Source organism: Citrobacter sp. Cpo142, assembly GCF_030332425.1.
GTDB lineage: Bacteria > Pseudomonadota > Gammaproteobacteria > Enterobacterales > Enterobacteriaceae > Citrobacter > Citrobacter portucalensis.
In genome coordinates, this window is record NZ_JAOWHW010000142.1 from 184,027 (window position 1) to 206,635 (window position 22,609).

At 52.5% G+C, this 22,609-nt stretch carries 22 protein-coding genes and 1 pseudogene; 10 read left to right on the plus strand and 13 right to left on the minus strand.

Features of this window, described 5'->3' with window-relative positions; translation table 11 throughout:
• Nucleotides 1-135: 135 nt before the first annotated feature.
• The 3 genes from uxuR to OGY18_RS22145 all read left to right on the plus strand — a co-directional run bounded on the left by uxuR (nucleotide 136) and on the right by OGY18_RS22145 (nucleotide 2,947).
• The gene (uxuR, locus tag OGY18_RS22135; RefSeq protein WP_008786090.1) at nucleotides 136-909 is read left to right on the plus strand and encodes a Uxu operon transcriptional regulator; all 774 of its coding nucleotides are present in this window, start codon (nucleotides 136-138) and stop codon (nucleotides 907-909) included.
• A 627-nt stretch (nucleotides 910-1,536) separates the two neighbouring features.
• Nucleotides 1,537-1,746: a hypothetical protein gene (locus OGY18_RS22140; protein ID WP_079937193.1), complete on the plus strand. Its 210-nt coding sequence runs from the start codon at nucleotides 1,537-1,539 to the stop codon at nucleotides 1,744-1,746.
• Between the two features lie 193 nt (nucleotides 1,747-1,939).
• Entirely contained in the window at nucleotides 1,940-2,947 is a 1,008-nt protein-coding gene (locus tag OGY18_RS22145; protein WP_286554400.1) for a porin, read from the plus strand.
• 62 nt (nucleotides 2,948-3,009) lie between these two features.
• Here OGY18_RS22145 and OGY18_RS22150 read toward each other — a convergent pair whose 3' ends face one another.
• The 8 genes from OGY18_RS22150 to OGY18_RS22185 all read right to left on the minus strand — a co-directional run bounded on the left by OGY18_RS22150 (nucleotide 3,010) and on the right by OGY18_RS22185 (nucleotide 9,917).
• Complete coding sequence (locus OGY18_RS22150) at nucleotides 3,010-3,411, minus strand: hypothetical protein (protein ID WP_032942287.1); 402 nt, start codon at nucleotides 3,409-3,411, stop codon at nucleotides 3,010-3,012.
• A 191-nt stretch (nucleotides 3,412-3,602) separates the two neighbouring features.
• Nucleotides 3,603-4,790 carry an MFS transporter gene (locus tag OGY18_RS22155; protein WP_286554402.1) on the minus strand — a complete coding sequence of 396 codons (1,188 nt, stop codon included), beginning with the start codon at nucleotides 4,788-4,790 and terminating at the stop codon, nucleotides 3,603-3,605.
• A 94-nt stretch (nucleotides 4,791-4,884) separates the two neighbouring features.
• Nucleotides 4,885-5,136 carry a putative Se/S carrier protein gene (locus OGY18_RS22160; RefSeq protein WP_003830079.1) on the minus strand — a complete coding sequence of 84 codons (252 nt, stop codon included), beginning with the start codon at nucleotides 5,134-5,136 and terminating at the stop codon, nucleotides 4,885-4,887.
• Complete coding sequence (gene yjiL, locus OGY18_RS22165) at nucleotides 5,133-5,900, minus strand: putative 2-hydroxyacyl-CoA dehydratase activator YjiL (protein WP_003830076.1); 768 nt, start codon at nucleotides 5,898-5,900, stop codon at nucleotides 5,133-5,135. The genes OGY18_RS22160 and yjiL overlap by 4 nt, the downstream gene beginning before the upstream one ends.
• 9 nt (nucleotides 5,901-5,909) lie before the next feature.
• On the minus strand, nucleotides 5,910-7,061 hold the full coding sequence (locus OGY18_RS22170; RefSeq protein ID WP_003830073.1) for a double-cubane-cluster-containing anaerobic reductase: 1,152 nt from the start codon (nucleotides 7,059-7,061) through the stop codon (nucleotides 5,910-5,912).
• Between the two features lie 95 nt (nucleotides 7,062-7,156).
• Nucleotides 7,157-7,621 carry a GNAT family N-acetyltransferase gene (locus OGY18_RS22175; RefSeq protein WP_286554405.1) on the minus strand — a complete coding sequence of 155 codons (465 nt, stop codon included), beginning with the start codon at nucleotides 7,619-7,621 and terminating at the stop codon, nucleotides 7,157-7,159.
• A gap of 13 nt (nucleotides 7,622-7,634) precedes the next feature.
• Nucleotides 7,635-8,915, minus strand: coding sequence for a DUF445 domain-containing protein (locus OGY18_RS22180; RefSeq protein ID WP_286554407.1), 1,281 nt, complete (start codon nucleotides 8,913-8,915; stop codon nucleotides 7,635-7,637).
• 75 nt (nucleotides 8,916-8,990) lie between these two features.
• The gene (locus OGY18_RS22185; protein WP_003845596.1) at nucleotides 8,991-9,917 is read right to left on the minus strand and encodes a LysR family transcriptional regulator; all 927 of its coding nucleotides are present in this window, start codon (nucleotides 9,915-9,917) and stop codon (nucleotides 8,991-8,993) included.
• Nucleotides 9,918-10,136: 219 nt separating this feature from the next.
• Between OGY18_RS22185 and OGY18_RS22190 the strand changes: the two genes are divergently transcribed.
• Together OGY18_RS22190 and metC are read left to right on the plus strand one after the other, a co-directional pair.
• The gene (locus OGY18_RS22190; RefSeq protein WP_286554409.1) at nucleotides 10,137-11,369 is read left to right on the plus strand and encodes a dicarboxylate/amino acid:cation symporter; all 1,233 of its coding nucleotides are present in this window, start codon (nucleotides 10,137-10,139) and stop codon (nucleotides 11,367-11,369) included.
• Between the two features lie 30 nt (nucleotides 11,370-11,399).
• Nucleotides 11,400-12,590 carry a cystathionine beta-lyase gene (gene metC / locus OGY18_RS22195; RefSeq protein ID WP_149384493.1) on the plus strand — a complete coding sequence of 397 codons (1,191 nt, stop codon included), beginning with the start codon at nucleotides 11,400-11,402 and terminating at the stop codon, nucleotides 12,588-12,590.
• A gap of 79 nt (nucleotides 12,591-12,669) precedes the next feature.
• Here the strand turns inward: metC and mdtM are convergent, their stop codons facing one another.
• From mdtM to OGY18_RS22210, 3 genes are all read right to left on the minus strand, one after another.
• Nucleotides 12,670-13,911 carry a multidrug efflux MFS transporter MdtM gene (mdtM, locus tag OGY18_RS22200; RefSeq protein ID WP_286554411.1) on the minus strand — a complete coding sequence of 414 codons (1,242 nt, stop codon included), beginning with the start codon at nucleotides 13,909-13,911 and terminating at the stop codon, nucleotides 12,670-12,672.
• Nucleotides 13,912-14,235: 324 nt separating this feature from the next.
• The gene (locus OGY18_RS22205) at nucleotides 14,236-14,886 is read right to left on the minus strand and encodes a LysE family translocator (protein WP_063941056.1); all 651 of its coding nucleotides are present in this window, start codon (nucleotides 14,884-14,886) and stop codon (nucleotides 14,236-14,238) included.
• A gap of 48 nt (nucleotides 14,887-14,934) precedes the next feature.
• Nucleotides 14,935-15,750 (minus strand): AraC family transcriptional regulator, encoded by an 816-nt coding sequence (locus OGY18_RS22210; protein ID WP_286554413.1) that lies wholly within the window; start codon nucleotides 15,748-15,750, stop codon nucleotides 14,935-14,937.
• A 230-nt stretch (nucleotides 15,751-15,980) separates the two neighbouring features.
• On the opposite strand from OGY18_RS22210, the pseudogene OGY18_RS22215 reads away from it, so the two are divergent.
• Nucleotides 15,981-16,918: pseudogene (locus OGY18_RS22215) on the plus strand (Rpn family recombination-promoting nuclease/putative transposase).
• A 51-nt stretch (nucleotides 16,919-16,969) separates the two neighbouring features.
• On the opposite strand, the gene OGY18_RS22220 reads toward OGY18_RS22215, so the two are convergent.
• On the minus strand, nucleotides 16,970-18,382 hold the full coding sequence (locus OGY18_RS22220; protein WP_103285806.1) for an aminotransferase-like domain-containing protein: 1,413 nt from the start codon (nucleotides 18,380-18,382) through the stop codon (nucleotides 16,970-16,972).
• 177 nt (nucleotides 18,383-18,559) lie between these two features.
• Here OGY18_RS22220 and OGY18_RS22225 point away from each other — a divergent pair, with 177 nt between their 5' ends.
• The 4 genes from OGY18_RS22225 (at nucleotide 18,560) to OGY18_RS22240 (ending at nucleotide 21,465) form a co-directional block, all read left to right on the plus strand.
• The gene (locus tag OGY18_RS22225) at nucleotides 18,560-18,724 is read left to right on the plus strand and encodes a DUF1127 domain-containing protein (RefSeq protein ID WP_008786105.1); all 165 of its coding nucleotides are present in this window, start codon (nucleotides 18,560-18,562) and stop codon (nucleotides 18,722-18,724) included.
• A gap of 148 nt (nucleotides 18,725-18,872) precedes the next feature.
• Nucleotides 18,873-19,337: a MarR family winged helix-turn-helix transcriptional regulator gene (locus tag OGY18_RS22230; RefSeq protein ID WP_286554417.1), complete on the plus strand. Its 465-nt coding sequence runs from the start codon at nucleotides 18,873-18,875 to the stop codon at nucleotides 19,335-19,337.
• Between the two features lie 6 nt (nucleotides 19,338-19,343).
• Nucleotides 19,344-20,411 (plus strand): HlyD family secretion protein, encoded by a 1,068-nt coding sequence (locus OGY18_RS22235; protein WP_286554419.1) that lies wholly within the window; start codon nucleotides 19,344-19,346, stop codon nucleotides 20,409-20,411.
• A complete protein-coding gene (locus OGY18_RS22240; protein ID WP_286554421.1) occupies nucleotides 20,401-21,465 on the plus strand; it encodes a DUF2955 domain-containing protein in 1,065 nt (354 codons plus the stop codon). The genes OGY18_RS22235 and OGY18_RS22240 overlap by 11 nt, the downstream gene beginning before the upstream one ends.
• Before the next feature lie 178 nt (nucleotides 21,466-21,643).
• Here OGY18_RS22240 and OGY18_RS22245 read toward each other — a convergent pair whose 3' ends face one another.
• Nucleotides 21,644-22,567, minus strand: coding sequence for a DUF5655 domain-containing protein (locus OGY18_RS22245; RefSeq protein WP_181509595.1), 924 nt, complete (start codon nucleotides 22,565-22,567; stop codon nucleotides 21,644-21,646).
• Nucleotides 22,568-22,609: the final 42 nt, after the last annotated feature.

Below are 22,609 nucleotides of genomic sequence, written 5' to 3' on the forward strand. Positions count from 1 at the left end.
GACCCGTTTTCTGTTTTTGGCTTCCCGCAAATGCTATAGTTCAGGCGAAAAAAACGTTATTGGTAGGCCGGATAAGGTGTGCGCAGTCATCCAGCCTCCGGATTCTGAATTGACGCATCTGACGGACATAACACGATGAAATCGAACACTTCTCAGCAAAGACCCTACCAGGAAGTGGGTGCAATGATCCGCGATCTGATTGTCCAGACGCCGTACCAGCCCGGTGAGCGTTTGCCGCCAGAACGTGAAATCGCCGAGAGACTCAATGTTACTCGCACGGTGGTGCGCGAAGCGTTAATCATGCTGGAAATTAAAGGTCTGGTGGACGTGCGTCGTGGCGCCGGGATCTATGTGCTCGACAATGCAGAAGCTCAGACTATCGACAGTTCGGATGTGAATCATTGCAATGATGCTGGCCCGTTTGAACTGCTCCAGGCGCGACAGTTGCTGGAAAGCAACATCGCAGAATTTGCCGCGCTGCAGGCCACCCGCGAAGATATCGTCAAAATGCGCCAGGCGTTGCAACTGGAAGAGCGGGAGCTGGCTTCCAGTGAACCGAACGGTTCTGAAAGCGGTGACATGCAGTTCCATCTCGCTATCGCCGAGGCCACGCATAACAGCATGCTGGTGGAGCTGTTCCGCCAGTCATGGCAGTGGCGCGAGAACAACCCGATGTGGATCCAGCTTCATAGCCATCTCGATGATACCCACTATCGTAAAGAGTGGATGGGTGACCATAAACAGATCCTGGCGGCGTTAATCAAAAAGGACGCTCGCGCGGCCAAGCTGGCGATGTGGCAGCATCTGGAAAACGTCAAACAGCGCCTGCTGGAGTTTTCAAATGTTGATGACATCGACTTCGATGGCTATCTGTTTGACTCCTGGCCGTTGGATAAAGTTAACGCCTGATTTTACCACCTCTCACGCGGGCTGTTCCGGCCCGCTCGGTATTGCATAACAACCTTTCTTTTCACGTCTTAAACCTCATGTAAAAAATGGTTTCCATAGTCTTCAATGATCATTTTTTTCGCCGCTCCTGTGTGATGTAAATTGATTTTCATCAATTAAAAACAACTTATTTTTGCTTGCGAAAAAATGCGCTATTTACCTTATTTTTACCTTTTTGTGCTTATTTTTAGACAATACAGGTCTGTATTAAGTGAGAATCAAAGTGATTTCCGCTGCAGATAGTGCAGGGCCGCCAGGCATAACAGCGCATAAAAACAGGTGATTTGCGTAAAAGTAGGCATTAATAACGGCATGTAACTCATTGTCTGTAGTGATGTTTTGATTGCGTATCATTATTAACGTGAGTGATTCGTGGCTTTTTAATCATATGAATAAAAACGGATATATGTAAAGCTAACATTACACATTATTCTATAATCAAGTTATCTTTCATTTGAAATGACGTTCCAGTTTTTTGTTCTTTATTAACAGTTTTATTACTATTGTGACTGTATTTTGCCGTTGACATGTTTTTACACTGACTGCATATTTCATCGCCATAAGCGTGTTTGCGTTCAGGAGATGACTATGCCCTCTCGAGATTACCCTGATATCCGAAAAGCCAGGGGAACCCGATCAAAAGATATGGTTCTATTAAGTGCCCGTGTCGATACTTCTCTATGGGAATATGTTCGGACACTGGCATTTGAAACCCGTAAAAGTAAACAAGACATTATTGCCGAGGCATTAATGTTGCATCGCTCTATTAATGAGAGCACAAACGAAGAACCTAAGTAATTACTCTCTGTTCGGGTTTTATTTAAAACCCAAAGTTGAAATATATCTTGCCACTTCATTATTGCCTTTATTGGTATATTTTTTTGGTGTGTTATTGGTGTTTCCCCTTATCTGGAGGGGACTTTTTTATGTGGGCATTCCGCCTTCATAACAAAGTTGATAGCAAAATTCACAATTAAAAGTGAGTAACAACATGAAAAAGACAGTAGTGGCATTAGCTGTAATGGCATTAGGGGTAACCTCCGTTCATGCAGCGGAAATTTATAATAAAGATGGCAACAAACTGGATCTGTACGGCAAAGTAAAAGCGGTCCATTCATGGACTGACGGCACCGATGCCGATGGTACCTACGCGCGTCTGGGTTTTCGCGGTGAGACACAAATCAACGATCAACTGACCGGTTATGGCCAATTTGAAAGTCAGTTTGATGCCTCTAAAGCAGAAGGTTCTCAGAATGGCGTTAACACACGTCTGGCGTTTGCTGGCCTGGATTACGGCCATGACGTTAGTTTTGACTACGGTCGTAACTACGGTATCGCTTACGACGTGGGAGCTTACACTGACACTCTTTCAGAGTTCGGCGGTGACTCCTTTGAAAATACTGACCGCTTCCTTACTACACGCACTTCTGGCGTTGCAACACTCCGTACCAAAAATCTGTTTGGTGCCGTTGATGGTCTGAACGTTGGTGCGCAATATCAGGGGCAGGACGATACCAATACTGATCCGACCAAACAGCACGGTAATGGCTACGGCTTCTCGCTGGGCTATGACAATATTGCAGATTCTGGCGTATCTGCCATTGCGGCCTACACAACCAGCGCGGTGACTGCTCAGCAGAAAAAAAATGGCTGGGATGGCGAAAACGCAGAGTTCTGGGGCGCTGGCCTGAAATATGATGCGAACGCTATTTACGTAGCGACCATGTACGGCGAGTCCCACAACCTGATTCAGGATGCGGACAAAGCTGAGCACTTTGAAGCGATGGCGGCCTATGTGTTTGATTTCGGTCTGCGTCCGAACGTGGCTTACGTCCATACGCGTGACAACAACAATAACGATCTGACCGAATACGTTGCGCTGGGCACAGACTACTACTTCAACAAAAACATGGTTGCTGATGTGGGTTACAAAATTAACCTGCTCGATGGCAAAGACGGCGACAATCAGGTTGTTGCGGGTCTGACCTATCAGTTCTAAGTAGTTATACTAGTACGAAAAAGGCGTCTTGGTTAAGACGCCTTTTTTACATCTGCTGGAGTTTAAACCGGCTGACTCTCTTTCATCTGTACACCGCTAAACAGCCATTGCCAGATGCCCACTTTTACCCATGCGACCACGCAGAGGATCAGATAAAAAAGCGGATTATGGGTAATGGTAACGCGCATGACTTCCATTAAATCCACATGCAAATTTCCGGCAATTGCCATATTGATAACAAAAATAGAGGCCACCGCGCTGGCCAGTAAAATAAGTATGGCATGTAACTTTGTTATCTCCGGTAACTTGCCAGAGGCCCATTGCCATAAGAATGTTGTTGATAACAGGAAGATAATAAACAATCCCAGTGCGCCAAACAGGCCAAAGTCTTTATAATCCTTTAGCGTGCCAATTAAACCCGCCAAAATAATTAACCCCAGTAGTATTTTTTTAAACCACGACATGTGCCTTTCCCGAAGATGGTGTTGATGTTGAATTAATATGTCCATTTTTACGCATTTTAAATTGAGTTCATAAATGAACTGCCGGGAATTATAAATTGTCTGACGGGTAATTGCCGATTATTTGCGGTTTATTAAATGCTGACATTTAATTGTGGACTAATCCGAATATATCTTCTTTAGACGTTAGCCGGTTATACCCTTTTGGGCGAGGCGAAACGCTGTTTGTATAATTGCGTGAGGCTGATAATTGCCGCAATAAACAACGCGACCGCGCCGCACACCGTGGCGTTAACGATCGCCTGTGCGCCGCTTCCCAGCAGGCTGGTTAATAGCGGACCAAGTATTTGCCCAATGCCGTAAGTCAGAGTGACCAGGCCCAGCAGATTAATATTGCGCGGTACGCTAAGTTGTCGGGCAAGCGGCATCACCAGTGAAGTGGTTCCCATAAACGTTGCGCCAAACCCCATGCTGCTTATCACCAGCAGCGGCAAGGAGCCGCTGGCGAGCGTCATGACCACGCAGGCGCTTTGAATCAGCAAATTCGCCGTCAGGCATTGCAATACACCCCAGCGTCGGGCGGCCCACAGCCAGGCGAAACACCCCGGAATTATTGATATGCCGACCAGCGACCACAGATGGGCAGTCAACAGCGGCGAACCGGCGCTTTTCGCCATCAGCGGCAGGTAGGTGGCGACAATGATGTAGCCAAATCCGGCCAGCCCGTACAGCAGCGCCAGCAGCCACCAGGACATAGGCTGATGCTCTGTTTTTACCGTGGCCGCGGCGGGGAGCACGTGGTCGCGAGATGGCAGGAGTATAACCAGTAGCACAAAGAACAGAGCCGAGGCTGCCGCCGCGCCCAGCCAGAGCGTATGTGAGGACAGCGCAAAATGCAGACCGCTAATGACATATTCATTGCCCAGCAAAATGCCTGCGCCAACGCCGGAGAACAACGCCGCGATCACGAAGGGGTGCCGGGTATGATGCAGAACGATCATTGAGCCAAAGATCATCATACCGGCACTGGCGACGCCTGCCAGAAAGCGGATCAGCATCACCAGCGCGGGCTGCGTAAAGCTGGCCATCGCCAGAATCAGCCCTGCGGTAGCGAGCGCGGACGTTAGCAGCATCGGGTGTAAGCGTGAGGGAAGATGGAAGAGCCCGAAGGAGAAGAGCAGGCTTCCTGCCAGATACCCGGCGTAGTTGGCGCTGGCAATCCAGGAGAGTTGGTCAAACGTAAATTGACCTTCCGATAGCAGCACCGGCAGCATTGGTGTATACAGAAAGCGCCCAATTCCCATACCCAGTGTTAAGACCAGCATGCCAAAAAGCGCGACGCTGATGGCATGACGATTTGAATCTGGGCTTCCCTGGGACATACGGACTCTCATTTCGCGCTGTTAGCTGATAATTGTTATATTACATGTGTAAATGATAATGAAAAGTAAAATAAAACTAAGTCCCCTGACACGTTCAGGAAGGAGGAAAAGTGGCAAGGCAGCGCCAGTCTCCGTTTTCAAGACGGTAGATAGATTCGGTATGACCCGGAATTATCCACTCATCCTCCTTGCCAGCAACACAGTCGATGTAAATGCACAGCCCGCAGCCACCGCGTAGCTCGCGGGGAATATCTGCCACCCGAAAGCACATACCCGCAGCCTGTAGCGCTTTACGCGTTTTGATGACGCCGAGGGTAGTATGAAACAAGAACAGTGTTTCCTTCACTCACGTTTCCCCTGACGCTGACCAATTAACGCGGCCCCAATCGCCCCAGCAAACTGCGCGTCGGGATGCGTGTGTACGGGAATGCCAATGTGGCCTTCAAGCATACGAGCAAAGGCGTGACAGTGGCTTACTCCCCCGGTAAATAACAGTGGAGCCTGCCCTGAAAGCCGTCCGATGAAATTCGCGCTGCGTCGGGCCATCGCGTTGATCACACCTGCTAAAATGGCCTCCGGCGCGACACCCGCAGAGCGCAGGCTGATAACCTCTGACTCGGCAAAAACCGTACACATGCTGGTGATGGCATGTGGTTCGACGCCAGCGGTAATCGCATCTAGCTGCTCTACGCTGGCGCCGAGCGTGCGTGAGATGACTTCCAGAAATCGTCCGGTCCCTGCCGCACATTTGTCGTTCATCAAGAAATCGCTGAGGTTGCCATCATCATCTAACTGGATGACTTTACTGTCCTGACCGCCGATATCAATCACTGTGCGGGTGCCGGGAGCCAGCAAGCGCGCCCCCAGCCCGTGGCAGGAAATTTCAGTGACCTGTTTGTCGGCATAATCCACGAGCTGCCGTCCGTAGCCAGTGAGGGTTAAAAATGGTCTATCGTTCAGCCCCGCTTGCAGCGTTTCCCATGCCTGCGCGATCGCTTCGGCAGGGCGAAAAGGTGTTGGGCAAAGGAAGCGACGTCTGATGACGTTCCTTTCCAACAAAATACCTTTAGTCGCCGTGGAGCCGGAATCGATCCCTATTGAGTATGTCATCCCTGTTCCTCACAACATTTCAATGAACGCGGCGACACGAGTGCTAAGTTGGCCGATATCCGCGCTGGAGTAGTCGGTTTCAATAGCGATATAGGGAATGTTGTGCTGCTGGCGGACGTGGCGTTTAATGGCCAGTGATTCAACGGCGTAAGTGTGGCAAGCCTGTAAAATGACATCGACGACGCCGTCAGCCTGGTACTCTTCAACCATTTGGCTGAGCATTTTCAGACGTTGATCGTTAGGGGAAATACATGAGCAGCCGATGGCGAGGTATTTATCGGTCAGCGCGTCGTAGACGTCGCCAGTTTCCTCCACGCACTGTTCAGTGGCTTTCGCCCCGGTGCAGTTTTCATAGCCCACCACCCAACCGCCGTTTTCTTCAATGGCACGAACCACTTTTTCTGCCGCGCCGCCGATGGGGCAGCCGGTTATCAGTATGCGTGGACGCGATGCCAGACGTTTCCCGGCCTGCCATTCCTGATGTACCCGCTCGGCCATGCTATTAAGCTCGTCGATCAGCGCTGCTTTATCAAAGCGGAAGGTTGCACCGTAGACGACTTTCAGAATGTCACTGCCGCTGAGTGCGGGTGGGTTGAGCTGACCAACGCGGTAGAAGTTTGCCAGTGCACGACGTTCCTGGTTTTTTAGAATGACGGCTTCACGTAGCGCGGCTTCGGTTATCGGGGTGCCAAAACGGGCTTCGATTACCTGCTGCAAACGCAGGATCTCGGCTTTCCACAGCGCCCGCGAAGCCGCATCACTGGCGCTGTTGGGCAGTTGCATCACATGTACCGCTTTAAATTCAGCCATGTACTCGTACATCTTCTTTTTACCATCGCAGGTCGTTTCGCCCACCACCAGGTCAGAGAAGTAGAAGTACGGACATTTATCCGTTTTACCAAACCCGTAGCTGCTTTTGATCAGTGGACACAGGTTTCGTGGCAGATCTTTTTCGGCCTCTTCAATCGTTTCATCAGAGGTTGAGCATAGCGAAACGACGACCGCGCCTGCCGCCATCGCTATCTCCTGCGGCATAAAGGTGCAATAGGTCCCAACGAGCGGGATACCCTGCTCTTTAAGATCCATTACGGTGAGAAAACCTTTCTGACGGGCGTCGGAGAATTGATTAAAAATGGCGGGTAAATCGGTGATTAGCGACATGATTTTCCTTCCCCGTAACACGGGAGACAGTAAAAAGACGTCGCATTATAACCATGCAATTTATCTGGCTTTATTGATGTACAACAATTGTGCGCTTACAGATTACGACTGTAGACCCGTGAGACTTCCCCCCACGGATGATAGCCCGGCCCGTCAAAGTAAAATCCCGCTTTCTCGTATAAGCCTTCCAGGTCAGTACACAAATGGAGCTGCATAAAGCCTAACTGTCTGGCCTGTTGCGCAAGATGTTCAATCAGGCGAAATGCCAGACCGTGACCACGATAGCGAGGATCGATATAGAGTGCGCATAGCCACGGCCACAGTTCGCCGCGACTGATAAAATCATTAGTGATCAATCCGGCGCAGCCAACAATGCTGTCGCCGTCCTGCAGCCAGTACCACTGCGGTAGCGGGTTCTTTGCGCCAATGCAACGATGCAGCGCATCTTCGTATACCTTCACGGAGTCTTCTGAGGCCCATTGTTGCTGAAAGTAAGCGGTGACCTCGTGCAGTTTTTCCGGTGTTTCGCGCAGGGAAAAAATGCGGATGTTCATCGTCATTGAATTTTTCTCCTTAAAAATTCGCCAGCGTCAGCAGGGAAGGAATTTGCGACAACAGATATAACACCAGCCCAATAGAACCGCCAACCAGCGTGCCGTTGACGCGGATAAACTGCAAATCTTTACCGATGTTCAGCTCGATTTGCTGCGACATATCGCGTGCATCCCAGCTTTTCACCGTGTCGCTGATATGGCGCGTCAGGAAGGTGGCGAACTCTGGCGCTACTTTATGCGCGGCCTGTTCCAGATGCCCATTCAGTGAGGCGCGCAGGGCGCTGTCGGCTACCAGCGTTTCGCCGAACCACTGCCCGGCGCTGGCGATGCGCTGCTTCACGCGGGAATCATCGGCGTTAATGTCGGTTTTCACCCACTGACGCAGGTCTGCCCACAGCTCGCCAAGATAACGGTTGAAGGCTTCATCTTCCTTCAGATAGCTTTTCAGACTTTCGGCCCGCACGGCCATCTCCGGATCGTGTTTGAGCTTATCGATGAGCTTAAACGTGGCGCGATCGAAGGCATGGCGGATCTGATGCGCGCGATCGTGGCTGATGTCATCCAGCAAGGAGTTAACGGCATCAGACACCAGCTCGGCACTGTGCTCGCCCAGCCATTCGGTCGGCAGGATCTTCGCTTTCAGTGGATGTTCGGTTTCCAGCCAGTGCACGACCTGTCTGGCGATAAACGCTCGCGAGCTGTCGCGCTGAAGCAGGGCGATCAGTTGGGCGATGAGCGTGTCGAGCAGCACCTGATGGCGATTGTTTTTGGTCATGCTTTCCAGCATCAGCGCACTGGTACCTGAGAGATCGACCTTGTCGATGGCCTTGTGCACCGCCCGCTTGATCAGCCGCTGAATGCGCGAGTCGTCGGTCAGTTCGAGAAAACCGCTCATAATTTGCAGCAGATGCTGGCCGATGCGCTGGGCGTTTTCCGGCTGGCTGAACCAGTTGCCGATCAACAGCGCCGGTTCATGGCGGCGGATCAGCGCGACCAGCGACTGGGTATCGAGAAATTTTTCCTGCACAAATTGCCCGAGATTTTCGCCGATCCGATCCTTATTGCGCGGGATAATCGCCGTGTGCTGCGAGATAAACGGGATCGGCACCCGGCGAAAAAGCGCCACCACGGCAAACCAGTCCGCCAGCGCGCCGACCATCGCCGCTTCGGCGATCGCTTTGATCCCAAGCACCCAAAAGTTAGCCGGCAGAAACAGCGTGATGACGAAAGTGGCAGCGGCAATCAGCAGCAATGAGAGCGCCAGTCGCTTGGCGCGTTTGAGTTCAGCAATTTTATTCATAGGCTTAAGGATAGAGCCAGACGGGGGGATCGCGCAAAAAATGTGGAGCGCCTCCCATTTTCAGGTGGGCTGGGCTTACTCCGGGATCCAGTTGTCCCAGGCGGGTAAGGGGCCGAGTTCCGCCACCAGAAAATCGATAAACGATCGCACCTTCGGATTGCTGTACTTGCTGGGAAAGTACAGCGCATACAGGGCGTGAGTTTCACAGGTGATAGTGCCGTCGAGCATCAGCGGCGTTATCTCTTCTTTTTGAATATGATCGCCAATCAGATAGGTGGGCAAATACGCCACTCCCTGATCTTCTAACACTGACTTCAGCAATACCAGACTGCTGTTGGCCTGGATCGGCATATGCAGTTTCAACTGATGCAGACGATCCTGTTCATCCGCCACTTTCAGCACCGGTGTGAGGCCGGGATAAACCAGACAATCATGATCCACCAGATCGCTTCGACGCTGGGGCATGCCTTTTTTGGCGAGGTAGCCGGGTGAGGCACAGTACGCCCAGCGAACAGGCACCAGCTTGCGCATCGCATAGTTTTGTGGCGGTGCGGTGGAGATGCGCAGGGCGATGTCGAAATCTGTTTCGTTCAGATTCACAAAGTTATCGTTGAGATCGATATACAGATTCACATCCGGGAACTGGGAGCGATATTTATCCACCAGGTTCACCAGCCGGGAATAACCAAACGCAATTGAGCAGGTTATGCGTAATTCACCCTGCGGGCTGTGGTAATAACCGGAAGTGGTATTCAGCGTTTCATCGAATTCTTTCAAAAGCTTATTAGCGCGGTTGAAGAGATATTGCCCGGCGTCGGTCAGGGTAATACTGCGGGTGGTGCGTTTAATTAATGTCGTGCCCAGCGTGTCTTCCATCGCGGCCAGGCTTTTGCTGACCGCAGACGGCGATACATTGAGCTGTGCCGCGGCTTCTGACAATCCTCCGCAGTCGACGATTTTAGTAAAAAATTCCAGATGCTTGAGTGAAATCGGCGTACTCATAGTTTCCTTTAATTCACAAGTGATTTGCAAAAACGGTACGAATAGGCCGTTACATTCGCGTTTTAAACATGCAACTATTGAATCACAGGAAACAACTTGCTGGCAAAATGAAAAAATAACAACTTAGGTGAGTTACGTCACAAAATAAAAGGAGGCGAAACGGAAACTCATCACATTGTGAATTTAATCTCATTAATTATTATTCTAAAGGTACCGATTATGTGGTCACGACTCGAACCCTACAGATCGTCGATTATTTTATTAGTTGCTCTGGTGATTGGCGGCTTATTAGGTATTTATGCCCCATCGTTTGCAAGTAAACTCCAGCCAATAGGTCAGATTTTCCTGAACCTGTTATTTATGATTATTGTGCCGCTGGTGGGGATCAGCGTTATGTCTTCGATCGCCAGTATGACCGATCTGAAAAGGCTGGGGCGCATTATGGCGATTATCTTTATTGTTTCGATCGCCATGGCCTTTATTCCGGCGGCCGGGATCGTCGCGCTGGCGCTCTGGTATAACCCGGCGCAGGGCGTCACTATCGATCTCTCGCAGTCGGTGCAGGCGGGCAGCGGCAAGATGGATTTTGTCAGTATGATCACCACCAGCGACTTTATCGGACTGTTTTCTAAGTCCAATATTCTGGCGCTGATCGTGATGGCGATCATCGCCGGTGTGGCAATTGGTCAGTCGGATCAGGCCGGTAAACGCATTGCGTCGCTGCTGGAAGACGCCAATACCGTGATCATGAAGATCGTGTCGATCATTATGAAGGTCGCGCCGATTGGTCTGGGCTGCTACTTTGCCGCCACCATGGCCAGTCAGGACTCTGCACTACTGTTAACCTTTGCCCGTGCTATCGGCCTGTTTATGGTTGCCACGTTGGTCTATTTTGTTTTTGGCTCGATTCTCTATTCATATATTGGCGGCGGTGTTCCGGCGGTCAAAGCCTTCTGGCGTAACGCGATTGAACCGTCTGCGACCGCGCTAGGGACCTGCTCTTCGTTGGGGACGCTGCCGGTGACGCTGCGTGCCGGTAAGGCGATGGGGATCAACCCGGAAATCGTTGATGTCTCTATTCCGCTGCTGGTTAACCTCAACAAAGGCGGCGTGGCGATGATTGCCGCGCTAAAAATTGTTTTTATCTATTCCGTACTGGGCATGGAATTCACCACCGAAACCTTCTTCCTGACGATGCTGATTGCGGTGCTCTCCGCCATTATCGTTGGTGGCGTACCGGGCGGGGCGTTCCTCGGTGAAATCTTTATCGTCACCACGCAGGGTCTGCCGATGGAAGCAATCCCGATGCTGGTGGTGCTGGGCACCATTACCGATGCGCCGGCCACACTGATTAACGTTATCCATGATTTGAATGCGGCGCAGATTGTTGAACGGTTCGCTGGAAAAAAGCAGACCAACACTGAAATAAACTCTACTGCTGCGGTGGTATAGGTCTCACACGGATTAAGAACAGGAGATGTTATGAAAGACGCAATGAAGCTTGAAACGCACCTGGTTGTTGCTGGTCGTGACAAACGCTACACCCAGGGAGCGGTGAATCCGGTTATCCAACGCGCCTCTTCACTGGTATTTGATACCGTGAAGGACAAGAAATTTGCCACCGCCAATCGCGCGAACGGCGAGCTGTTTTACGGTCGTCGCGGAACCTACACCCACTTTGCCTTTCAGAAGGCAATGAGCGAGCTGGAAGGCGGCGTTGGCTGCGCGCTGTACCCGTGCGGCGCTGCGGCGGTGACTAACGCGATTCTGGCGTTTGTTCAGGGTGGTGATCATATTCTGATGACGGGCGCGGCCTATGAACCAACCCAGGATTTTTGCAATAAGATCCTGAGTAAATTCAAAGTGGAAACAACGTATTACGATCCGCTGATTGGTGCAGGTATCGTCGATCTTCTGCGTCCGGAAACGAAGGTGGTATTCCTTGAGTCACCAAGTTCTATCACCATGGAAGTCCAGGACGTGCCGGGGATGGTGAAGGCTATCCGCGCGGTGAATCCGGAGATTGTTATTATGATCGACAACACCTGGGCGGCGGGCGTGCTGTTCAAAGCGCTGGATTATGGCGTGGATATTTCCATTCAGGCGGGAACGAAGTACACCATCGGTCATTCGGACGGCATGCTGGGCACGGCGGTGTCGAACGCCCGTTGTTGGGATCGTCTGCGCGAGAACTCCTATCTGATGGGGCAAACGCTGGACGCCGATACGGCCTACAATGGCAGTCGCGGATTGCGCACCCTGGCGGTACGCCTTAAGCAGCATCAGGAGAGCAGCATCCATATTGCCCGCTGGCTGTCGGCAAGGCCGGAAGTGGCACGGGTGAATCATCCGGCATTACCGGAATGTCCGGGCCATGAGTATTTTCAGCGTGATTTTATCGGAAGCTCAGGCCTGTTCTCGTTTGTGCTGAAAAAGAGATTGACCGACGAACAGATGGCGAATTTCCTCGATAACTTCTCGCTGTTCCATATGGCCTATTCGTGGGGCGGATTTGAATCGCTCATTCTGGCGAACCAGCCGGAAGAGCTGAACAGCATTCGCCCGGCTGGAGAGGTGGATTTCAGCGGTACGCTGGTCAGGGTGCATATCGGCCTTGAGGATATCGACGACCTGATTGCCGATCTGGAAGCGGGATTTGCACGCATTGCGTAAGGTGAGGTGAGCGTAGCCGGATGCGGCGCAAGCGCTTATCCGGCCTACATAGTTGTCGTAGGCCGGATAAGCGGGCAGGTTAGTTTTCAGTGGCTAACGTCGTTGCCTCATGCTGGCGTACCCGTTTGAGTAAACCTGCCAGCGTGAACACGACAGCGAGCCCTGCCGCAACCGCCAGCAGATGAAACGAAATCCTGCCGCCGTTAAACCATAGCCAGCGCCCAATTTCGACAGAAACCGCCATCACCGTCAGGATCACCATATTCAACGATGCGGAAACCGTACCCTTCGGTAAGTTGTTGGAAAACAGTGTAAAGCGGAACAGCGTCGGGAAGATCATCCCAATACCAAACGCATACAGGCTGGTCCCCAGCACCGACCACAGCCAGACGTGCGGCCACAGTAAATTGCCGACAATCAGCACTGCCAGCCCGCTCAGCTGTATAGGTGCGGCCCGCCAGATGAAGCGTGGTTGGGTCGGATCTTTCACGAAACGAACCACCACCATATTGGCGACGATCACTGCGCCGAACACCGGGGCCTGTGCCCAGGCAAACTCCGATGTGGTCATGCCGCCAGCATCGATCAGAATAACCGGTGAGACCGCCACCCAGCTCATCATCGGGATATAGCTTAACGACAGCGTGGCTGCGCCAAACAGGAACACCCGGTTGCGGAAAACGTCGCGGAAATCACGCACTACGTCGCGGGCACTGAACGGCACCGCGCCGCGCTGGACGGTTTCCGGCATGGCTAACATTAACCCAATCAGGGCGATAAGCCCCATGACGGCAATGATGGCAAACAGGATCTTCCAGTGTACAAAGTGCATCAGCGCGGCCCCGGAGAGCGGGCCGATAACCGGTGCAACCAACACAATGGAAGTGATTATCGCCATTAACTTAATGGCCTTCGTTTGCCCAAACGCCTCCTGCACCGTGACATAGCCAACGGTCGCGATAAAGCAGATGCTGGTGCCCTGCACAAATCGGGCTACCAGAAATTGCGTCATTGAGGTGGTGAACAGCGTGGCAGCGCAGGCGAGGGTAAAGATTAACGCCCCCGCAATCAGCACGGGTCGACGGCCAATTCGGTCGGAAAGCGGCCCCAGCAGCCATTGCAGCGCCATGCCGCCCGCCAGATAGAGGCTCACCGCGGCGGGTGCCAGGCTAACATCGGCGTTGAAATCACGTACCACATTGATGATGCCAGGCTGGATCAGGTCCGTCGACAGATAGGCGGCGAAGTCATATAAAATCAACGCGACAGGAAAAAATAGCGTTGTGGCGCGTTGGGAGAAAAACGCGAGAATCCGTTGCATAAAACAGCTCCTTGTCGGGAGAAAACCCTCAACGGGAATAGCGAAATTCAATACCGTCTTTGAGACGTCAGACCGATGACAGAAAAAAGCAGACTGCAAATGTACTGAATTTCATGTAATCAAAAACGCTGTCTGCGCGAAGCGCAAACAGAAGATACGCTCACTGACGCGGGGTCAGAAAACGTAACGATTACAGGTAACAATCAGCACATCGCACCTCAGGAAGAGTAAGTTGAACGGGTAATAACCATCCGCAGTGTAATGCGGATTGGATATTAATTAAACGAGTTTATCCGGTTTATGTGCAGAAAATCGCCCTGGAAATCAGACTACGATGCTCGGCAAAAACCGCAGCGCGATGGCACAACCGAAGATAATCAATACACCCCCAGCGATACGTTCTACCCATAATATCCCTCTGGATAACCGTCGCTGGATCTGCGGTAAACCGATGAACATCACGATCAGCAGATCCCAGCACAGCACTACGCTGGTCATCCAGATCCCGCTCATGGTTTGTTGCAGCAGCGTCACCGACGGGCCGAGCAGGGCGGTCATTAGCGCCAGATAGAACAGCGCATTTTTTGGGTTGAGCAGTGACGAACCCAATCCCAGCAGTAGCTGTTTGCCAAATCCTGGACAGGTAGACTGGGTGTCTGTTCCGGTCAGCGTTTGCGGGCGGCTGCGTACCAGCAGGCTGCCAATCCACAATAAATAAAGCGCGCCCAGCAGCTCAATAACCGTAAACAACAGGGGAAGCTGGCGCAGGATCCCCCAACCGATAATTGCCAGCAGAACATACAGCCCGTTGCCGAAAGCGATCCCCACGCACAACCCGGCGCTGCCGCGCATCCGGTATCGTGCGGCGTAACCGACCAGTAAAAAGAAGTCCGGCCCGGGGCTAAGCAATGCGACGAAATGCGCCAGCGCCAGCGCGGGAAAAGCAGAAGGAAAAAGTACAGAAAGCAGCGACATAGCGACCTCAGAGAATGAATCTGAGAGCACCGTACGCCTGACGCAGCGCTAATTATTGTCTGATATTGATCGTCCCAACGCGTACTGGCGCGGTGTGGCGGCGGTGTAGCGAACAAAGGTGCGATGGAAATGGCTCTGGTCGGCAAACCCGCTCTGGTATCCGACATCGGCAATTTCGTCTCCGGCCCGCAGCCGCTGGCGAGCATAGTCAATCCGTATGATGTTCAGATAACTTCCTGGCGTCAGCCCGGTGTCTTGCTTAAAGGTACGGATCAGCGTCTCTTTACGCATGTGACACTCATGTGCCAGCTCATCGAGTGAGGGCGGCACGAGCAGGCTGGACTGCAACCGTTCGCGCAGATACTGGCTGGTGGCGCTTGAGTTTTCTGGTGCGACCGACTGCAACGGCAGCGAGTGAAGCAATGCTTGCGCGGCATCCGTTATTTGCGCGGTTTGGCGTTGCAGCATGAGCGTCACAAGGTGCATATAACGCTGGAATAATTGCGCATCGCGGATAACGCGAGCAGGCGTGCAAAGCCGCTGATTGGTGTTCTGTGCAGGGAGATTAGCAAGACACCACTGGGCATCAAGATAAAGCATATGATAGCTACGAAACTGTCCGTTAACAGGATTACAGCTGTGAGGTGCCAGCGGCGGTATCACAATCAGGTCGCCCACCTGCAGATGGTATTCCTCGCCATCGCACTGACAGCACGTTTCCCCCTCGAGAATTGCCCCAATCGAGAGCTGAGAGTGGTGATGCCGCTTATAGGCCTGCTGGCTCTGCCAGGTGCTGCGCAGTTCCAGCCACGGCAACTGCTCATCACGCCAGAACGATTGTGGAATATTCCGGGTATGCGTCACATCGTGTCCTCGCTGAAAGTGATGATTTGTTATAGCACAGGCCGAGTGGTGAAAAAGTGGGAATGCGCATTGAGATGGCGATTTTGCGTGACGTGTTCCAGACAAATGCAGACGTTACATAAGGGCGTTGTTATCCCGGAAATCGCCTCGTAAAGAGAGAAAATTGCAGGTGAGGATGTGGTTTTCCGGCGCTACTGTCATGGCATCTTATTTTCAGGTGAAGGATCGCCATGAACAAAGCTTCCGCTTTAACACCGCATGATGCGGTTTTTAAAACATTTTTACGTCACCCTGAGACTGCACGGGATTTTCTGCAAATACATCTTCCCGCTTCGCTGCGCGAGCTTTGCGATCTTCGGACGCTTAAACTCGAGTCAGACAGTTTTATCGAAGAGAATTTACGTGCGTACTATTCCGATGTGCTGTGGTCGGTGAAAACGACGGATGGGGATGGATATATTTATGTAGTGATTGAACACCAAAGCACACCGGATGCGCATATGGCATTCAGACTGATGCGCATATGGCATTCAGACTGATGCGCTATGCGGTAGCGGCCATGCAGAAACATTTAGATGCCGGGCATCAGCAGTTGCCGCTGGTGGTGCCGATGCTGTTTTATCACGGCGCTAAAAGCCCGTACCCTTATTCGCTGTGCTGGCTGGATGAGTTTGCCAACCCGAAGCTGGCTCGTCAGCTGTATGCTGCGGCGTTTCCGCTGGTGGATATTACGGTTATTCCGGATGACGAAATTGTGCAGCATCGACGTATGGCGCTGCTGGAGTTAATCCAAAAACATATCCGTCAACGCGATCTTATGGGGTTGGTCGAGCAAATTGTTTCCCTGCTACTTACCGGACTGACTAATGACACTCAGATAAAGACGCTGTTTAATTATATTTTACGAACTGGCGATGCACCTCGATTCAGTGAGTTTATTCGCGGGGTTGCCGAACGTTCACCGCAGCACAAGGAGCAATTGATGACGATCGCGGACAGATTACATGAGGCAGGACTACAAAAAGGCAGGCTGGAAGGGCTTCGAGAGGGGCGACGTGATGAGGCACTGCGTATTGCCCGCACCATGCTGGCAGATGGCATCGATATCAGCACGGTACAAAAAATCACCCGACTTTCCGCTGAAGATATTCAGGGTTTAAGACATTAGATATAGCTTAAACTGCCTAATTGCCTGCCCGGAAGCGCCGGGCAGCTCGATCTACTCTATTGCCGTTTTTACCGCCTCTCCGAGCTTCTGCATTACTTCCCGATGCTTATCGTTTGGCGGCAATGCGCAGTTGATGCGCACACAGTTGCGATACTTCCCCGATGCGGAGAACAGAGAACCCGGTGCAACCTGGATTTTGAGGCGACAGAGCTGCTTAGCGACACAGACCATATCGACCTGGAGCGGCAGCTCGACCCACAGCATAAAGCCACCTTTTGGTCGGGTGACGCAGATCCCGCAGGGGAAGTATTCCCGTACCCAGCAGGTGTAGATCTCCATATTGCGCTGATAAATCTGGCGCATACGACGAATATGTCGATGATAATGACCTTCGCGCACAAAGGAAGCCGCTGCCAGTTGCGTAGCGGGAACGTTAGTTCCAATGACGGCGTACTTCATGTGCAGCAGTTTGTTGTAATAACGACCGGGCACCACCCAACCCACGCGCAGACCGGGGGCGACGGATTTGGTAAACGAACTGCAGAGTATTACGCGGCCGTCGCTGTCCCAGGAGTGGATCGTGCGCGGGCGCGGGTACTCTGTGGCCAGCTCGCCATACACATCGTCTTCAAAAATGACGATGTCGTGACGCTGGGCGAGGGCGAGCACCGCCCGTTTACGCGCATCCGGCATAATGAATCCGAGCGGGTTGTTGCAGTTGGGAACCAGCAGCACACCTTTGATCGGCCACTGATCCAGCGCCAGCTCCAGCGCTTCAATGCTGATCCCGGTATCCGGATCGGTTGGGATCTCAATCACCTTGATCCCTAAGCCGCGCAGTAGCTGCATCGTGCCGTAGTAGGCCGGTGATTCAACGGCGACAATATCTCCGGGCTGGCAGACCGTCAGCAGCGCCAGCGACATTCCGCTCTGACTACCGCTGGTGATCACAATATCATCTGCATTAACCACCGAACCGCCGTCCAGCATCAGCCGCGCAATCTGCTGACGCAGTTCACGGCATCCGGAGATTTCATCGTAGCCCAGTATCGCGCGCAGATTATGCTGTGCCACGCGGCTGAGCTCGCGCCACAGCGGCTTCAGGCTGGGTTGATTAATATCGGGCACGCCGCTGCTAAACGGGATTATCGATTTGTCCGCGTTGCCCTTTAGCATATCCAGCACCTGATCCCACTGTGTTATTTCGACCGGACGCTGTACCGGACGCGACATCGGTGGCACGGGTGGCTGCGCTTTTTGTGGCGCGACAAAATAACCGGAACGTGGTTGGGGCGTGATCAGCTGGCGCTGTTCCAGCGTCTGATACGCCTGCTGGACGGTGCTGATGCTGACCCCATGCTCCTGGCTCAGGCTGCGAACCGAGGGCAGTTTTTCGCCATGGCGATACAGCCCCTGCTCAATGCGTTCGGCCAGCAGATTGGCCAGATGTTGGTAACGCGTCATGCTGTATCCCTCATGGGTACCATACAGATTAAAAAATCAGTACAGATTGGCGTGAAAAAAGCGATGCAGAACTCTTTTTAACCAATCTGTATGTTAAATAAAAGTACTTTGTGAGTCTGTATTGTTTTAGGCCAGATCCGTGAAGATAAAGCCTCTGGCAAGGCGGGGAGGCAAGGTATGGAATTTCACGAGAATAAAGCAAAACAGCCGTTTATTGGGTTTGTACTGATCTGGCGGGCATACAAGGCGTGGCGGCTTCGAGCGCAAACGCGGCGCGTATTGCAACAGATGAGCGATGAGCGGCTGCGGGACGTCGGGCTGCGACGCGATCAGGTGGAGTGATTTTCTTTCATCGACAGAGGCTGGGGGGTTATCGTCCCGGCCTCTTTTATATTCACGATATTTATCAATTCATGCTTCTGGATAGCCTGTTCCTTGATACTTATCCTGATAAGTATTATTTTCTTTTCAGCGATGAGGGGAAAATAAGATGACTGAAGATGAACTGTTTGCCCGCCGACCAATGGGGATGCGCATGGCAATGGTGGTGCGCCAGTGGCGGGCCATTATTGATGCTGCCATCACCGATACAGGCCTGACGCAGTCCAGCTGGACGGTACTGATGCAACTGTATCAACTGGGAGACAACGTCTCAGTCAGTGAACTGGCACAAATGCAGGGCATCGAACTGCCGCCGCTGATGCGCACCCTCTCGCAGCTGGAAAAGCAGTGCTATCTGCTGCGTTCCACATCGCCTTATGACAAACGCATCCGCCTGCTAACGCTGACCGCGCAAGGCCGCGCAAGGCTGGACGAACTCAACCGGGTGATAGAGACATACCAACATCGCGTCACCTGCACCATCCCTGAGGCGGAACTCGCTTCCTTCAGCGCCACGCTCAATCAAATCGCCTGCAATCTGCGGACAATCCGCGAAGAAGATAACAAGATCTAAAAAACTATGATGACCCCAGAACAAAAATTTGCCCGTTGGGTAAGGGTGAGTATTGCCGCTTTCCTGGTAATATTCGCCTGGTTTATCGTTGCCGATATCTGGATCCCGCTGACGCCGGACTCCACGGTGATGCGTGTGGTAACGCCCGTTTCCTCACGCGTTTCCGGCTACGTCTCGCAGGTGCATGTACACAATAATAGCCAGGTGAAGAAGGGCGATTTGCTGTACGAACTGGATCCGACGCCATTTATCAATAAGGTCGAGGCTGCGCAAATTGCCCTTGAGCAGGCGAAGCTGAGCAATCAACAGCTGGATGCGCAGATAGCTTCCGCGCGCGCCAACCTGCGCACTGCGCAATTCAACGCCCATAACGATAAGACCACCCTTGACCGCTATCAGCGCCTGAGCGCCATGCAGAACGTGTCGCAATCCGATCTCGACAAGGTGCGTACCGCCTGGCAGACCAGCGAGCAGTCGGTGGCGGCGCTGAATGCCAGTATTCAGAACCTGCTGATCCAGCGCGGCGAGCGCGATGACAAGCGTAACGTGACGCTGCAAAAATACCGTAACGCGCTGGAAGAGGCGCAACTGAACCTCGGCTGGAGCAAAGTATATGCCCAGACCGACGGTACGGTGAGTAATCTCCAGCTTAGCCCAGGGCTTTACGCCACCGCGGCCACGCCGCTGCTGGCGCTGGTCAGCCATCAGACCGATATCGTGGCCGACTTTCGCGAGAAAAGCCTGCGCCACACTCGGGTAAATACCGATGCCGCCGTGGTGTTCGATGCCATGCCGGGCAAGGTCTTCTCTGCCCGCGTCACCAGCAGCGATGCCGGTATTCTGGCGGGTCAGGAGCTGGTTAACGGCCAGTTGTCGCAACCGGAACAGTCTACCCGCTGGGTGCGCGATGCCCAGCGTATGCGTATTCACGTCGCGCTAAACGAACCGCTCGACACGCCGTTACCGACCGGGGCGCGCGCCACGGTACAGCTGTATAACAGCGAGGGGATGTTCGCCCGCACCTTTGCCGGAGCGCAGATCCATCTCGTTAGCTGGCTGCATTATGTCTATTAACACGCTGGCCCACGTCTTCACGCCGCACGGGAACATTGTCTACACCGCCAATGATTTTCGCCAGACCCTGCGTATCTCCGTTGCCGGGACAATCGCGCTGAGTATCTCGACATTCTACAACGTGCAGTACGGCGTATTTTTTGTGGTTTATCCGCTGATGCTGCTGTCGCTGGTGCCAGTATTCAACCGCCATGTGGCAACACAGTTTGTGTTCAGCGCGGCGGTGAACTGTGTCGAAATGGTGCTGATCGTCGGCTATCTGTCGCAGTGGCCGCTGGTTATGACACTGGTGGTGTTCGGCCTGTACGTGATGCGTTTTAGTTTTATGAGCAAAGGCCCGCTGTTTCTGCTCGGTTCGATGGGCGTGGTGTGCCAGAGCACGATGCTCAACTTTATGAGCTATCCCACCACCAACTGGCATACGCTGATGTTCTCCAATATGGAAGCCTGCGTCATGGCGGTGGCGCTGAGCGCGCTGCTGCATTATCTGATCCCGGACGTGGAACCCCGCCAGCCACCGCCGCGCATTGAGAAAGATGCCGCCCGGGTTCGCCACGAGTCGCTGCTTTCCGGTACGGTGGCAACGATGATTTTTGTGGTCTTCCAGATCTGCGATTTGAGTGATTCGCTGTCGGCGCTGATGGCCGGCATTTTGATCCTGTTTCCGATGCACTACCGCGGCGCGGTGATCAGCTCGATTTGGCGCGTGGTCGGCGTGGTGCTGGCCTGCCTGTATATTCTGCTGGTGCAGCTGCTTATCTATGATTTCAGCAACCATATGCTGTTGATGATGCCGCTGATTGGCCTCGGGCTGGCGTTCAGCGCCCGCCTGCACGTAATGGAAAAAGTCGGCGCGGGCGTGGGTTTTGCCAGTATCACTACTATCGGCATTATGTTTGGCCAGAACCTGCACCCGGATCAGGACCTCGTGTTCAGCGATCTGTACCGCATCACCTCCGTCACCGCCGCGCTGGTGGCAACGCTCACCATGGTGTTTCTGGTACACCGGGTGTTGAACTGCTTTGCCGCGACGCGGTTTGTGATTACCGAATGAGTGGGGGCAAGTGCCGGATGGCGGCGTAAACGCTTGATCCGGCCTACGGGAAAGTGCCATTTGTAGGCCCGGTAAGCGTTGGTGCCACCTGGCATCAGAACAATATTGCCTGTGTCCGAGGCTTGGCCTATCTGGTGAAAACGGGCGTTCAATGTGGCGATGTATTGGGTAAAGTCGCTTAATTTTCCTGATATGCTTTCTCAACCAAAAGCTTAGCTTTATCAAGATCGTATTCATTACGAATGATGAGTTCCACATCACCAGTTCCCCAATGACCAATATTGGTCACATCCCGACTAAATCCCTCTTCAAACTGGACATGTTGCGGGCTTATCTTCAGCCACAGGCGAAGGTGGGGATCGGTTATTGGGTAAACCGCAACGCACAGGAAGTTACGGATACGACGGAAGGCATCGTAGAGTTTTAACTCTTTATATTGGACTTCATCGCCAAGCGACAGCACATAGCTTTTTAGGTGCTCGTGGAGTGAAAGTAGTGCTGGAGAAGCAGAAGATAGCTGTTCGCGCTGTGTGCGAGTATGACGCTTCCCATTGCTGCTGGCTGGGATGTCCTGCACGTTATGCTGAGGGCTATTTTCTACCACGGCATTCACCAGTTCCAGCATCAACAGATCGCTGGAAAATAGCTTGTAGCGAATCAGACTGATATTACGGTTAATTTGCTGAACAGCATGTTCATCGTATTTATTGAAATCAGCAGCAATACAGATTAATCGCGTGCCTGACCAATCGATGGCTTCGGCCGTAGTTTTACCCATTTTCTCCATCACCTGCCAGCGAAACTCCGCTTTGTGGTCGAGTAGCCAGTCGAGATAAAATAGGCCCTGATTGATCACGTTTTCATTGCTATGTCGTTTATATTCGATAATAACCGGACAGCTATTTTCATCGAGACCTAATGTATCAATCCGGCCACGGTGTGTTTTACCCGTACTGTATTCAGTGTCGAGAAACCGAACGCCAAGAAAGGTCTCCATATGTGATTCAATCAGCCTTTGCAGATCTTTTTCGACAGCCGCGGCCTTGCCCGGTAGTTCTTGTACTCTTCCAGCGCAGTGGCGGAACAGTTGTATATCGCTCATGGATCCTTCCTGTTATTTTTCTGCATATGCTATCGCTTACTC